The following is a 14222-nucleotide window of genomic DNA, read 5'->3' on the forward strand; positions in this document are numbered from 1 at the left end:
CGGCTTAACATGGCGGCTCACCTCGTCTGCTCAGTTCACTAGTCACTGCTCGCTCATGCATCATGAATCGCACGCGGCACTCGCTGCCGCGCAAATCGACGCCGATCCAAACGTCTGGCGCGGCCGGCTCGAACTCGGTTTCGAGCAGAAGCATGGGCGCACGGTCTTTTCGCATCGCAAACACGAAGGGCCGCTCAGGCTGCAACGTCCGCTCTATCCGGAAGACGGCATCTGCCACGCGGTGATCGTGCATCCGCCGGGCGGCGTCGCGGGCGGCGACCGGCTCTCCATCGACGTGAAGCTCGGCGAAGACACGCATGCCGTCGTCACGACGCCCGGTTCGACCAAGTGGTACAAGGCCAACGGCAAGCTCGCGACGCAGCGTATAGATATCGCGCTCGCCGCGCATGCGAAGCTCGACTGGCTGCCGCAGAACAACATCGTGTTCGAATCGTCGAACGTGAAGCTCGACTTCAGTCTGACGCTCGGCGAAGGCGCGAGCGCCATCGGCTGGGACGCAATGCTGCTTGGCCGCGCGGCGGCGGGCGAGCGCTGGACGCATGGACATATCGAAGCGGTATCGCGCATTGCGCATGCCGATGGCAAGCCGCTCTGGTTCGAACGCAGCCTGCTCGATGCGACCGATCCTCTTTGCGATGCGGCGCAAGGACTCGCGCGCTTTCCCGCTTACGGCACGCTATGGGCGATAGGTCCGGCTTGCGACGATGCGCTCGCCGAAGCCCTCACCGCCGAACTGCCCTTCGACGATACGTTGCGCGCGGCTGCATCGTGCATTACGCCTGGCGTGTTGATCGTGCGCGCCATCAGCCACTCGATGGAGCCGCTGCAACGCGCGATGACCGAATGCTGGTTGCGGCTGCGGCCTCTCGTGCATGGCGTGAAGGCGCAGCCGTTGCGGCTCTGGACGACGTGAGGACGCAAGCGGCCGCTTCGTTGAAACACTGACTTAGCGCACTCGACGCCGGGCTCTTACGATCAGCACGACGGCAAACAGCGCGGCGAGAATCAATACGCCAAGCCCGATACGCGCAGCGCTCGCCATGGGCGAGACCCGACCACCGGCACGCAACGTCGCCACATCCTGCGCCGTCACTTGCACATTCTGGCGCCCGAACTGCTGCATCAAATAGCTCGATAACGTGGCGATCTGCGTATCGGACAGCCGGTCTGCAAAGGCGGGCATGTCGACGCTATCAGACGCGCGGTTTGCGGACTCCGGATGCGACGCGCCCTGCAGAATCGACATCACGACATTGTTCGGCTGGCCGTTGCGAAAGACCGAGTTACGCGACAACGGCGGCAGCGCGCCATCGGCCGTACCTTGACCGCTCGCCTGATGGCAACTTGCGCAATTCGAATCGTAGAGTTGCGGGCCGTTCAACCGTTCGGGGTCGGCGGGCCACGGCGTCTGACGGACAGCATCCGGATCTTCGATAAGGCCGGACGCCACGTCGAGCGCGAGCGTATCGGCGTCGTCGTGGACGGCGGGAACCGTCTTCAGGTACGTGGCGATCGCTCCGAGGTCCGCATCGGTCAGATACTGCAGGCTGTGATTCACGGCCTCCGCCATCGGGCCGGCTGCCTGCGCCTTGCCCCGCACGACGCCCGTTTTCAGGTACGCGACGATATCCTGCTCGCTCCATCCGCCGATACCGCTCGTCGAGTCGGACGTGATATTGGGCGCGTACCACGCGCCGACCGCACCGCCCGCCAAGCCACGCGAGGTCTGCTCCGCCATCAGCAGATTGCGTGGCGTATGACAGACGCTGCAATGCGCAAGGCCTTCGACGAGATAAGCGCCGCGATTCCACTCCACGCTCTTTTGCGGGTCGGGCTTGAAGCGATCCTTGTCGACGAAGAGCAGATTCCACGGAATGAGCGATGCCCGAATGCTGAACGGGAACGGCAGATCGGTGTGCGGCACGGCGCTATCCACAGCGGGCACGGCCTTCATGAAGTACGTGTAAAGCGCGTGTACGTCGGGATCGGTGAGCTTCGCAAACGAGGTGTACGGCATCGCCGGATAAAGCTGTGCGCCGTCGGCACGCTTGCCGGCGCGCAGGGCATCGGCGAACTGCGCCTCGGTGTAGGAACCGATACCGTGCGTCTTCGATGCCGTGATGTTGGTCGACCAGATGGTGCCCATGGGAGAGGCAATCGCCAGTCCGCCCGCGAACGGCTTGCCGCCGGTCGCCGTGTGACAGGCCACGCAATCGCCCGCGCGCGCGAGATACTCGCCACGCTGAATCAACGCGGATTCATCGACTGCGGCTTCCGCGTGAGCGCTCGCCGGCATCCACCCGATGGCAAGCGAGGCGACAGCCACGCCAGCCGCCATTGCACGCTTGATGAAACTTCCGATGACGAACGCATGGCGTTCGACTGCGCTTGTTCGCGACATGATGTGTTCGTGCTTCATCGCGCTTCCTTCACGATGTGATCGACAGTGCGCAGCGCGAGCGCGGCGCCCGTGAGCGTCGAGTTGACGGTGGCGGCAGTCGGCATGACGCCGGTACTCGCGAGGAAGAGGTTTTCGTGATCGTGCGTGCGGCCCCAGGCATCGCACACGGAATCGGCCGGGTCCGCGCCCATCGAGAGCGTGCCGGTGATGTGCTGATTGTTGCTGTAGACGCCATCGGGACTGTGACGCAGGTTGGTGCCGCCCATGAGGTCGGCGACCTTCAGGTAGAAGGCTTTCGACGCCTGCATGCCCTTCTCGACGTAATCGCTCATGCGATATTCGACCGCCGGACGCGGCAGCCCGAGCGCGTCTTTCTGATCGCTGAGATAGATCCTGTTGCGCCGGTCGGGCAAGATTTCGAGCACGTTCTTCAGGCTGACCTGATGCGCCGCGCGCTCGCGCAATTGCTTCTCGAATTCCGGACCATAGATACCCTTGCCGATCAGGTCCTGCGTAATGGACAACACCTGCGACGAATTGCCGATGTCGACGCGAAACGCCGCGTGTTCACTGCGGAACGCGCCATCGCGCATCGACTGGATCGACGACGGGCTCATCGGCCCGCGACCGGCCCAGACCTCGTCTTGCGCGTCGAAGGTCAACGAGTTGCTCGGATGATCCATCAGGTTCTGGCCCAAGGTGCCCGAACTGTTCGCGAGACCATTCTTGAACTTGTCGCTTGCCGACATCAGCAAGAGGCGCGGACTTTCAACGCCGTTCGCCGCCAGAATGAAGGTCTTCGCCGTCACTCGAACCGATGCCTTCTCAGGCGTGTAGTAATGCACGGCGACGATCTTGCCGCTGGCATCGTGCTCGATCTTGTAGACCACCGCGTTCGGCAGCAGCTTCACGCCCGAGGCTTCGGCGGCATCGGCTGCAAGGCCACCGTGGTATTGCGCATCGATCGGGCAAATCGGCATGCAGTTGTTGTTGCCGCAGCAGGCTGGCCGGCCATCGTATGTGCGGCTGTTGCGTGCAGTCGTGTTCGTGATCACCGCGATGCCCGCCGGTGCAAGCCGCTCGCGAAAGCGCTGCTCCAGATACGATTCGGTCACGGGTTGCATCGGGAACGGCTTGCTGCGCGGCGAACCGTTGTCGGGTGCGCCGGAGACGCCCATCTTCACTTCCGCTTCGAAATAGAACGGCTCCAGGTCTTCGTAGGCAATCGGCCAGTCGCGGCCCACGCCATACAGCGTCTTCAGACGCATGTCGTTGGGCAGGACGCGCCAAGCCTGCGCCGCCCAGTGCCACGTCGTGCCGCCCACGGCGCGGATATATTCCGGCTCGTACGGATACGGACCGTTCTGCACGATGTAGTTGTTCTTGGTCGGCTTGTAGACCGGATGCGGCGACCACGACGAGAACGGATACGGCGACATGAAGTCGTTCTTGCGAGGCGAGTTGCGAAAGCCCGCCACGATCTGTTCGCGCGTGATGCGTGGACCCGACTCGAGGATCAAGACGGATGCGCCGTGCTGCGCCATTTTTTGCGCGGCAAGCGAACCGATGATCCCCGAACCGATCACGACGACATCGGCGCTGTTCGGCACGTTGGTTTGAGAGGACATGTTCGAGGCAATGAAAAGTGCCGGCGCGCGTGCGCTGCGGGCCGGGGCATGGATGGGAAACGTTTGGAGTGTGTTTGGCGCCGGAAAACCGGCAGTGCGGGTTCTGCTGGCTACACGCGCGCGGCAGCGGGAGCCACGAGCGGCGGCAGGCTCACCGTGCGGGGATCGACTCGCCAAGCGCCATAACCGCCGTAGGCATAACTCGGCGGACGCAGGCGGTCTTCGACGACGCGGTTCATCAGGCTGGTCGTGTAGGTGATGGCGCGCGCACGTTCGCCATCGCCGACCACGCCGACATACCAGGCCGTCACGATACGACGCGGCAAGGAGGCATAAGAAGCCTTGGCCGCATCCAGGTCCGCTTGCAGATGCAGCGGGTCGGGCTTGTTTGCCGTGAGATACGCCGCCAGTTGCTGGCACGCGGCGCCGAAGCCGGCATCGCCGTCGAGCAGCGCTTGCAGGAGTCGCGATGTCTGCGTCGGGTCGAGCGAGCGCTCGCCGATCAGATAGCGCGAGACATCGGCGAATGCACGAGTGGTCGCGGCGTCCGCACCCGAGCTTGCGCCCGCGGCAAAGACGGGACGCATGAACGTGACCGCGGGAACCAGGGTCAATGAAGCGACGACACCACCGACGATCAACCTGCGCAACGGGTTTGGTGTATCGGGAAAGAGCGAGGCGGAAGTGTGCGGGAAGGATACGACGCTAGAGTCGTGCAGCGACTCCAGGCGTTTTTTATCGGCAGACATAGAGGTCAAACATGAGGCTTCGTTGAGCGGACACATGGCCGGCATTCGGCCTGTGGCGATACATTGAACGAGGCGCTTTGCGGCCATGACAGGCGAAGCTTCAAGCGCGGGTCGGCACGTTCGACGGGTGGCTCATTCTGCCAGACAGGTACTTACGATTAGTGCATCGAGGCGTCGGCACGACGTAAATTCACATTTTCAGCAAGCGGACACGTCCGAGTTTACGATCCAGCCGCACGAGTCATTTCGCGCGACTTTCACCTGGATGGCATGGCAGCGGAAACGAATCCGCATGTCGTTCAATAAGACAGTGCCGCCGCCCGAACTTTACGCACCAAGAACAGGCACCCGCACGCCCCGCGATTGTGCAAGCGCATACAGCCGCCACGCCGGATCCTCCTGCCCACAAGCCGTGGGCCGCAATGGCATGACTTTCGCTTGAGACATCCTTCAGAAGCCGCGCTCTCCAACGCGGTCGATTCAAGAACGAAGGATCTTCGATGCACATCAAGCTTGCTCTCGCCCGCCGCCGCACGGCGTTCGCCGCGCTTCTCGCCGCCCCGCTCCTCGCACTGACACCGCTCGCCGCACACGCCGATGCACTCGACAACATCGCGAAGAGCGGCACGCTGCGCGTCGCGGTGCCCGAGGACTATCCGCCTTTCGGTTTCGTGGGCGCCGACATGAAGCCGCAAGGCTACGACGTCGATACCGCCGCGCTGCTCGCCAAGGCGTTGAACGTGAAGCTCGAACTCGTGCCGGTGAACAGCGCGAACCGCATCCCTTATCTCACCACCAACAAGGTCGATCTCGTGATCTCGTCGCTCGGCAAGACGCCGGAGCGCGAGAAGGTCCTCGATTTTTCCGCGCCTTATGCGCCGTACTACCAGGGCGTGTTCGGCCCCGCCGACATCAAGGTGACCGGTCCCGCCGATCTCACCGGCAAGACCGTCGGCGCCACGCGCGGCGCGCTGGAAGAAATCGCGCTCTCGCAGATGGCGCCCAACGCCACCATCAAGCGCTTCGAGGACAACAACGCCACCATCTCCGCATTCCTCTCGGGTCAAGTGCAGTTGATCGCCGCGGGCAACATCGTGGCTGCCGCGATCATCGCGAAGAATCCGCCGCGCCGTCCGGAACCGAAGTTCGTCATCAAGGACTCGCCGTGCTTCGTCGGCCTGAACAGGAACGAGCCGAAGCTGCTCGCGAAGGTCAACGACGCCATCGCCCAGGCGAAGAAGGACGGCACGCTCGGCGCGATGTCGAAGAAATGGTTCGGCCAGCCGCTGCCCGCAAGCCTCTGATCGAGGACTGCCCAAGCGATGGCCTATGAACTCCAATTCGGCGATCTCACGAACTATGCGGGCATGTTCGCGAGCGGCGCGGCGACGACGCTTGCGCTCACGGCCGTCTCGACGGTGCTCGGCGTAACCGTCGGCGTGCTCGGCGCGGCCGGTCGCAACAGCACGCGGGCGTGCTTGCGCGCATCCGTCGGCGGCTATGTCGAAGCCATCCGCAACACGCCGTTCATCGTGCAACTGTTCTTCGTGTTCTTCGGCTTGCCGGCGCTCGGCATCCACTTGAGCGAATACGTCGCCGCGATTCTCGCGATGACCCTCAATCTCGGCGCGTACAGCATCGAGATCATTCGGTCGGGGATTGCCGCCGTGCCGAAGGGTCATCACGAAGCGGCCGCTTCGCTTGCCATGTCGCGCGGCGAGATCTTTCGTCACGTCGTGCTGCCGCAAGCGATCGCCAAGGTGTTCCCGGCGCTCACGAGTCAGATCGTCATCACCATGCTCGGCTCGGCGGTGGTGTCGCAAATCTCCGTGCCGGATTTGACCTACGCGGCGAGCTATATCCAGTCGCGCAACTTCCGCGCGTTCGAGACGTGCTTCCTGATCACGGCGGCTTATCTCGCGCTCGCGCTGATACTGCGCGCGGCGTTGAACGCGGCAGGCAAGCGCTTTTTCGTCAACAGCCGGAGTCCCGCGCGATGATCGAATTCACTTTCGCTCAGATCGTCGAGAACCTGTTGCTGGCCGCGCGCTGGACTATCGTGCTGTCGATCGTCTCGTTCGTGCTCGGCGGTGTCGTCGGCTTCGCGCTGCTCGTGATGCGCGTGTCGAAGTCGGAGTTTTTGCGCACCGTCGTGAAGGGCTACATCCAGATTTTTCAAGGCACTCCCTTGCTGATGCAGCTTTTTCTCGTGTTCTTCGGCTTGCCGCTGATTGGTGTGGAAGTCTCGCCGTGGCTCGCGGCGACCGTGGGTCTCACGTTCTTCACGAGCGCCTATCTCGCGGAGATCTGGCGCGGCGCGGTGGAAGCCGTGCCGAAAGGTCAGTGGGAAGCGTCGTCCAGCCTGGCGATGAACTACTTCGAGCAATTGCGTCATGTGATCCTGCCGCAGGCGCTGCGTATCGCCATTGGCCCGACGGTCGGCTTCGCGGTGCAGGCGGTGAAGGATACGGCGCTCGTTTCTATCATCGGCTTCACCGAACTCACGAAAGCCGGCACGATGATCTCGAACGCGACGTTCCGGCCGTTCCTCGTGTACGGCCTCGTTGCGATCATCTACTTCGTGCTTTGCTATCCGCTCACGCGCTATGCACGGACGCTCGAAAGGAAATGGAATGCCGCTCGTTGAAACCCGCAATCTGCAAAAACAGTTCGGCTCGAATCAGGTTCTGAAGGGCATCGACTTTTCGGTCGAGCAAGGGCAAGTGGTGGCCATCATCGGGCGAAGCGGCTCGGGCAAGAGCACGCTCTTGCGGACCTTGAACGGACTGGAAAGTATCGACGAAGGTTCGATCGAGATCGATGGCGAACATATCGATGCGCGCCGCGCCGACCTCCGCGCGTTGCGTCTGAAAGTCGGCATGGTGTTTCAGCAGTACAACCTCTTTCCGCATCTGACGGCGGGACAAAACGTGATGCTCGCGCAGACGGTCGTCAAAAAGATCCACAAGGCGAAGGCGCGCGCCACGGCCCATAGCGTGCTCGAACGCGTGGGACTCGGCGACAAGTTCGACGCCTATCCCGAGCAGCTATCCGGAGGACAGCAGCAGCGCGTGGCCATTGCACGCGCGCTTGCCATGAAGCCGACCGTGCTGCTGTGCGACGAAATCACCTCGGCGCTCGACCCCGAACTCGTCGGCGAAGTGCTGGCGGTCGTCGAAAGCCTGGCTCGCGACGGGATGACGCTCATCATGGTCACGCATGAGATGCGCTTCGCGCGCAAGGTTTCCGACAAGGTCGTCTTCATGCACCAGGGGCGAGTCTGGGAATCGGGCGCGCCCGAAGAGATTTTCGAGCGGCCTTCGACGGTGGAGCTGCAAAGGTTCATTCAGTGAGGCTCGTTTGCCGCGATGCATGGGCTCGATTCCCCATTCCACCCTTGAACCAGTGCTAGCATAGATCACCCGCCCCCAAGCGAAGTCAACGTCCCTGACCGATGAAACTCACCCCTCGCGAAAAAGACAAACTGCTGATTTTCACCGCGGCGCTCTTAGCCGAACGCCGCCGCGCTCGCGGCCTCAAGCTGAACTATCCGGAAGCCATCGCCTTCATTTCGGCGGCGCTCATGGAAGCGGCGCGCGACGGTCAGACCGTCGCCGAGGTCATGCATTACGGCACTACGCTGCTAAGCCGTGACGACGTCATGGAAGGCGTGCCCGAAATGATCCCCGACATCCAGATCGAAGCCACCTTCCCCGATGGCACGAAGCTGGTCACGGTCCACCATCCGATCCCCTAAGCACATGATTCCCGGCGAATACTTTATCGACGACGGCGAGCACGAACTCAACGTGGGCCGCGAAACCGTTACGGTCACCGTCGCGAATCACGGCGACCGCCCCGTGCAGGTCGGCTCGCACTATCACTTCTACGAAGTCAACACGGCACTCAAGTTCGAACGGGAGAAGGCGCGCGGCTTTCGTCTCAACATCGCGGCCGGCACCGCCGTGCGCTTCGAACCGGGACAGGAGCGCACCGTCGAACTCGTCGCGCTCGCGGGCGATCGCCATGTCTATGGCTTCAATGGCCTCGTGATGGGCCCTCTCTGACCAGGATACCTACGATATGACGTTACGCATCGGCCGCCGCGCCTACGCGGAAATGTTCGGCCCGACCACCGGCGACCGTGTGCGCCTCGCCGACACCGACCTCATCATCGAAGTCGAACGCGACTTCACCACGTACGGCGAGGAAGTGAAGTTCGGCGGCGGCAAGGTCATTCGCGACGGCATGGGCCAGTCGCAGCGCCCATCCGCCGAAGTGGTCGATACCGTCGTCACCAACGCGCTGATCCTCGATCACTGGGGCATCGTGAAAGCCGACATCGGCATCAAGGGCGGACGCGTCTTCGCTATCGGCAAGGCGGGCAATCCCGACATTCAGCCGAACGTGAACATCGCGATCGGCGCGGCCACCGAAGTCATTGCGGGCGAAGGCATGATCGTGACCGCGGGCGGCATCGACTCGCATATCCACTTCATCAGCCCGCAGCAGATCGACGAAGCGCTCGCAAGCGGCGTGACCACCATGCTCGGCGGCGGCACCGGTCCCGCGACCGGCACCAACGCCACGACCTGCACGCCCGGCCCGTGGCATCTCGAACGCATGCTGCAAGCCGCCGATGGCTGGCCGGTCAACCTGGGCTTTCTCGGCAAGGGCAACACGAGCTTGGCGGAACCGCTCGTCGAACAGATCAAGGCGGGCGCGATCGGCCTCAAGCTGCACGAAGACTGGGGCACGACGCCCGCGGCTATCGACAACTGCCTTTCCGTCGCCGACGACACCGACACGCAAGTCGCCATCCACACGGATACGCTGAACGAAGCCGGCTTCGTCGAAACCACCGTCGCCGCGTTCAAGGGCCGCACGATTCATACGTATCACACCGAAGGCGCGGGCGGCGGTCACGCACCCGACATCATCAAGGTGTGCGGCGAGTCCAACGTGCTGCCCTCTTCCACCAATCCCACGCGCCCTTACACCATCAACACGCTCGACGAGCATCTCGACATGCTGATGGTGTGCCATCACCTCGACCCGTCGATTGCGGAAGACATTGCATTCGCCGAATCGCGCATTCGCCGCGAGACCATTGCCGCCGAGGATATCCTCCACGATCTGGGCGCGCTTTCCATGCTTTCGTCGGATTCACAAGCGATGGGCCGTGTCGGCGAAGTGATCATTCGCACCTGGCAGACGGCGCACAAGATGAAGGTGCAACGCGGCGCGCTGCCCGAGGACACCGGACGCAACGACAACTTCCGCGCGAAGCGTTATGTCGCGAAGTACACGATCAACCCGGCGATCACGCATGGCATCGCGCATGAAGTGGGCTCCATCGAGCCGGGCAAGTGGGCCGACCTCGTCTTCTGGGAACCGGCGTTCTTCGGCGTGAAGCCCGCGATGATCGTCAAGGGCGGGATGATCGCGGTGGCGCAGATGGGCGATCCGAACGCATCGATTCCTACGCCGCAGCCGGTGCATTATCGCGAGATGTTCGCCACGCGCGGCGGCGCGCTCGGCAAGACGTCGCTGACGTTCGTCTCGCAGATGGCGGCGGAAGCGCGCATTGCGGATCGCTACGGTTTGAAGAAGCAGGTCGTCGCCGTGAAAAACTGCCGCAATGTGACGAAGGCCGACATGATTCACAATGCATGGCAACCGTCCATCAGCGTCGATCCGCAGACCTATCAGGTGATCGCCGACGGACAACTGCTCGCTTGCGACCCCGCCACCGTTCTGCCGATGGCGCAACGCTACTTCCTATTCTGACGCACGCCATGCGCACTATCGATAAACGTCTTACCGCCAAGCTCGCACCTGTACTCGTCAAACGCGCGCCCACGCTCACGCTCGCCTTCGATGCGCGCTGCAAGAGCCGCCTTGCCGCCACGCTGGACCACGGCGAGGAAGTCGCGCTCGTGATGCCGCGCGGCACGGTGCTCGCGGACGGCGACATGCTCGTCGCGGACGATGGCGGTTTCGTGCGCGTGGTGGCCGCGCCGGAGGACGTGCTGATCGTGCGGGCGCCGAGCGTGCGTCTCTTGACACGCGCGGCTTATCACCTTGGCAACCGGCATACGCCGGTCGAAGTCGGCGCGGAGTATTTGAAGCTCGAAGCCGATCCGGTGCTCGAAGACATGCTCAGGCGTCTCGGTTGTATCGTCGGGCATGAGTCGCAGCCGTTTCAGCCTGAGACCGGCGCTTATGGCGGCGGGCACAAGCACGGCCACGATGAAACCTTCGGCGAGGACTATGCGCTCGCGCAGAAGGTTTATAGCGAGCATCACGGGCATTCGCACGACCATGACCACGAACACGAGCACAAGCACGCTCACGATGCCCATAATCACGATCACTCCCAATGCGGCCACGATCACTCGCATGATCATGGCCACGACCACAAGCACAAGCACAAGCACGATCACTGATGCAAACCGCTGAGCTCACCGCGCTGCTGCATCTGGCGTCGCCTGCGCTGCCTATCGGCGCGTTCAGCTATTCGCAAGGACTCGAAGCGGCCATCGAACACGGTTTCATCCACGATGCCGACAGTGCCCGCGACTGGATTGCAAGCGGGCTCGTCAACGTGCTCGCACGCGGCGAACTGCCGTTTCTCGCGCATCAGCTGCAACGCTGGCACGCGCACGACGAAGCCGCCTTGACCGCGGCGAACGACGAATACATCGCGAGCCGCGAGTCGTCGGAGTTGCGCCGCGAGACCGAGCAAATGGGCTGGTCGCTTGCGCAGTTGTGCGCGTCGCTCGAATGGGGCGATGCCGCGCGCCGCGCCACGCTTGCCGCGATCAAGCCGATTGCGCAACCGACGGCGTTTGCCTTTGCCGCCTTCGCGCACGATGCCGCGCCCGACGCGATGCTCGCCGCCTACGCGTTCAGTTGGGTCGAGAATCAGGCGGCCGCGGCGCTCAAGGCCGTGCCGCTCGGGCAACTTGCGGGGCAGCGCATCATCGTGGCGTTACGCGCGCCGATAGACGACGCCGTGCGCCGCGCGCTGGCGACATCGCCGAACCAGGTCAATACTTTCGCGCCGCAACTCGGCATTTTGTCGGCGCGGCACGAGTCGCAATATTCGCGGCTTTTCCGCTCCTGATCGCAGAAACCAAAGCACTTCAAACAACGCCCATGAACGCCCCTGCTTATTCTTCCGCCGCCCGTCGAACCAAGAAGCTGCCGCCGTTGCGCGTCGGCGTGGGCGGGCCGGTCGGCTCCGGCAAGACCACGCTGCTCGAAATGCTCTGCAAGGCGATGCGCGAGAAATACGATCTCGTCGCCATCACCAATGACATCTACACGAAGGAAGATCAGCGCCTCCTGACCGTTGCGGGCGCGCTGCCCGCCGAGCGCATCATGGGCGTGGAGACGGGCGGTTGCCCGCACACGGCCATTCGCGAGGATGCGTCGATCAACCTCGAAGCCGTCGATCGCATGGTGTCGCGCTTTCCGGATGCGGACATCGTCTTCATCGAATCGGGCGGCGACAATCTCGCGGCGACCTTCAGCCCCGAGCTGTCGGACCTGACCATCTATGTGATCGATGTCGCGGGCGGCGAGAAGATCCCGCGTAAAGGCGGACCGGGCATCACGAAGTCGGATCTGCTCGTCATCAATAAAACGGATCTCGCGCCTTATGTCGGCGCGAATCTCGACGTGATGGCAAGCGACGCAAAGAAGATGCGCGGTGAACGTCCGTTCGTGATGTGCAACCTCAAGGCGCTCGATGGCGTGGATACGGTAATCGGCTTCATCGAAAAGAAAGGCTTGCTGGTTTAAGCGCTTCGAGCGCCGTCAATGACGGTGCCGATGATGAATATCCGGAAAATGTGCATGCGTGTGCGTGATCGGCAGATGCCGATGCTGATGCACATGCGGCTCGACGCCATCCCATTCGAAATCGTGTTCATGCCGATGATGCTCGTCATGTCGATGCCGGTGCGTATGCGCGAGCGGCTCGTGCGTGTGGGCATGTTCGTGACGTTCCCGCAGATGCAGCCATACGCCGAGCGTCATTAGCGCGGCGGCGCACCAGAAGAGCATCGAGGGCGATTCCGGCCATAGAAGCAGCGAGAGCGCGACGCCGAAAACCGGCGCAACCGAAAAATACGCGCCGGTGCGCGCCGTGCCCAGATTGCGCAGCGCGACCACGAAGAGAACGAGGCTCACACCATATCCGGCAAATCCCGTAAGCATGGCCATGAGCGTATGCGACGCATCGGGAAGCCGCGCGCCGAGCATGCAGGCGATGCCGAGATTGACCGTCCCCGCGACGAGCCCTTTCACGCACGCGATGACGAAGGCATCGTTCGTCGATACCTTGCGCGTCAGATTGTTGTCGATGGCCCAGCAAAAGCACGCGCCCGCGACCAACAGCGCACCGGACGTCATGCCACCCGCGCCCGGCTGCCACGAAAGCACCGCGCCTCCGGCGACGATCGCGACCATGCCGAGGAACACCTGAAGATCGACGTTTTCCCGAAAGACGACCCACGCGATGACGGCGGTGAACACGCCTTCGAGATTCAACAGCAGCGAACTGGTCGCGGCAGGCGTGGCGGCGAGTCCCAGCATGAGCAGCGCCGGGCCCGCGACGCCGCCGGCCGCGATGGCGCCGACGAGCCACGGCGTTTCTTTTCGCGGGATGCGGATGTCGCCACGCTCGACGCGTGTGGCGGAAAGCGTCTGCCGCACGACCAACACGATGGCAAGCCCGATGCCGCTGCCGAGATAGAACAATCCGGCAACCATGAAGGGTGCAAGCGTGCCCAGGAGCGCCTTGGCTATGGGTGTGGTCGCGCCGAATAACGCGGCGGCGAGCAAGGCGGTGAAGGCGGCGTTCGGGCGAGTGGTCATCGATTTCTTGGTCCGGCTACATGTTTCCAAACCGCCCGTATCCGCCGCCCGCGATCCTCGAACAAATACCACCCGACGAGCGCCAGCACACCGGAAGTCAGCCCCGTCATCAAAGGTTCGAGAAACGGAACACCGTAGTGATTCGCATGCGAATAAGCGTCGCCGATCATGGTGAGAACACCGACGACGAGCGCATTGCCATATCGATTCAAAAACAGCCTGCGCGCCGGCGTGAACGTGATCAGCACAGCGAGAATGCCCGTGGCGAGCCCTGTCTTGAAAGCCAGCGTCCAGTGCGCGAGGCTCATGACGTTCATCCAGCTTCCCGGCATGCAGGTCATGCACGCGCTCGTCGGTTGCCAGAAGCGTTTCACGAACACGATGATGCGCCGCTTCCATTCGCTCGCCATGACGTGCCTTCTTCGTCCGATGATGATCTTCAACGACGCGCGGCCAGTAACTCCGCCGCATTTTCCGGCGGCTTTCTGCATCGCCACACCCCGTGCGGTAGCATACCGGCTTCCTCGATCCTCACGT

16 protein-coding genes are annotated in these 14222 nt (G+C 63.0%); 11 read left to right on the forward strand and 5 right to left on the reverse strand.

Annotated elements, in window-relative coordinates:
• The first annotated feature begins 55 nt into the window (after nt 1-55).
• Nucleotides 56-934 carry an urease accessory protein UreD gene (locus NCR98_RS10310; RefSeq protein WP_250526138.1) on the forward strand — a complete coding sequence of 293 codons (879 nt, stop codon included), beginning with the start codon at nt 56-58 and terminating at the stop codon, nt 932-934.
• A 33-nt stretch (nt 935-967) separates the two neighbouring features.
• Here the strand turns inward: NCR98_RS10310 and NCR98_RS10315 are convergent, their stop codons facing one another.
• The 3 genes from NCR98_RS10315 to NCR98_RS10325 all read right to left on the reverse strand — a co-directional run bounded on the left by NCR98_RS10315 (nt 968) and on the right by NCR98_RS10325 (nt 4886).
• The gene (locus NCR98_RS10315) at nt 968-2422 is read right to left on the reverse strand and encodes a c-type cytochrome (RefSeq protein ID WP_250526139.1); all 1455 of its coding nucleotides are present in this window, start codon (nt 2420-2422) and stop codon (nt 968-970) included.
• Between the two features lie 14 nt (nt 2423-2436).
• Complete coding sequence (locus NCR98_RS10320) at nt 2437-4050, reverse strand: GMC family oxidoreductase (protein ID WP_250526140.1); 1614 nt, start codon at nt 4048-4050, stop codon at nt 2437-2439.
• Between the two features lie 110 nt (nt 4051-4160).
• Entirely contained in the window at nt 4161-4886 is a 726-nt protein-coding gene (locus tag NCR98_RS10325) for a sugar dehydrogenase complex small subunit (protein WP_350029504.1), read from the reverse strand.
• Nucleotides 4887-5299: 413 nt separating this feature from the next.
• Between NCR98_RS10325 and NCR98_RS10330 the strand changes: the two genes are divergently transcribed.
• The 10 genes from NCR98_RS10330 (at nt 5300) to ureG (ending at nt 12608) form a co-directional block, all read left to right on the forward strand.
• Nucleotides 5300-6103 carry a transporter substrate-binding domain-containing protein gene (locus NCR98_RS10330; protein ID WP_250526142.1) on the forward strand — a complete coding sequence of 268 codons (804 nt, stop codon included), beginning with the start codon at nt 5300-5302 and terminating at the stop codon, nt 6101-6103.
• 18 nt (nt 6104-6121) lie between these two features.
• On the forward strand, nt 6122-6799 hold the full coding sequence (locus NCR98_RS10335; RefSeq protein WP_250526143.1) for an amino acid ABC transporter permease: 678 nt from the start codon (nt 6122-6124) through the stop codon (nt 6797-6799).
• Entirely contained in the window at nt 6796-7446 is a 651-nt protein-coding gene (locus NCR98_RS10340) for an amino acid ABC transporter permease (protein ID WP_250526144.1), read from the forward strand. The genes NCR98_RS10335 and NCR98_RS10340 overlap by 4 nt, the downstream gene beginning before the upstream one ends.
• Nucleotides 7433-8152 carry an amino acid ABC transporter ATP-binding protein gene (locus NCR98_RS10345; protein ID WP_244825991.1) on the forward strand — a complete coding sequence of 240 codons (720 nt, stop codon included), beginning with the start codon at nt 7433-7435 and terminating at the stop codon, nt 8150-8152. The genes NCR98_RS10340 and NCR98_RS10345 overlap by 14 nt, the downstream gene beginning before the upstream one ends.
• A 101-nt stretch (nt 8153-8253) precedes the next feature.
• On the forward strand, nt 8254-8556 hold the full coding sequence (ureA, locus tag NCR98_RS10350) for an urease subunit gamma (protein ID WP_244825992.1): 303 nt from the start codon (nt 8254-8256) through the stop codon (nt 8554-8556).
• A 4-nt stretch (nt 8557-8560) separates the two neighbouring features.
• Nucleotides 8561-8866, forward strand: a complete 306-nt coding sequence (locus NCR98_RS10355; RefSeq protein ID WP_250509380.1) for an urease subunit beta — start codon at nt 8561-8563, stop codon at nt 8864-8866.
• A 16-nt stretch (nt 8867-8882) separates the two neighbouring features.
• Entirely contained in the window at nt 8883-10589 is a 1707-nt protein-coding gene (ureC, locus tag NCR98_RS10360; protein ID WP_250526145.1) for an urease subunit alpha, read from the forward strand.
• A gap of 8 nt (nt 10590-10597) precedes the next feature.
• Nucleotides 10598-11248 carry an urease accessory protein UreE gene (ureE, locus tag NCR98_RS10365; RefSeq protein WP_250526146.1) on the forward strand — a complete coding sequence of 217 codons (651 nt, stop codon included), beginning with the start codon at nt 10598-10600 and terminating at the stop codon, nt 11246-11248.
• A complete protein-coding gene (locus NCR98_RS10370; RefSeq protein ID WP_250465363.1) occupies nt 11248-11928 on the forward strand; it encodes an urease accessory protein UreF in 681 nt (226 codons plus the stop codon). The genes ureE and NCR98_RS10370 overlap by 1 nt, the downstream gene beginning before the upstream one ends.
• A gap of 32 nt (nt 11929-11960) precedes the next feature.
• A complete protein-coding gene (gene ureG / locus NCR98_RS10375; protein ID WP_244826002.1) occupies nt 11961-12608 on the forward strand; it encodes an urease accessory protein UreG in 648 nt (215 codons plus the stop codon).
• A 15-nt stretch (nt 12609-12623) separates the two neighbouring features.
• Here ureG and NCR98_RS10380 read toward each other — a convergent pair whose 3' ends face one another.
• Nucleotides 12624-13685 (reverse strand): DMT family transporter, encoded by a 1062-nt coding sequence (locus NCR98_RS10380; protein ID WP_250526147.1) that lies wholly within the window; start codon nt 13683-13685, stop codon nt 12624-12626.
• Nucleotides 13682-14095, reverse strand: coding sequence for a hypothetical protein (locus tag NCR98_RS10385; protein ID WP_244826006.1), 414 nt, complete (start codon nt 14093-14095; stop codon nt 13682-13684). Before NCR98_RS10385 ends, NCR98_RS10380 begins: the two co-directional genes overlap by 4 nt.
• Nucleotides 14096-14222 lie beyond the last annotated feature (127 nt).

Origin of the sequence: Caballeronia sp. GAWG2-1 (genome assembly GCF_023631405.1) — a bacterium.
GTDB lineage: Bacteria > Pseudomonadota > Gammaproteobacteria > Burkholderiales > Burkholderiaceae > Caballeronia.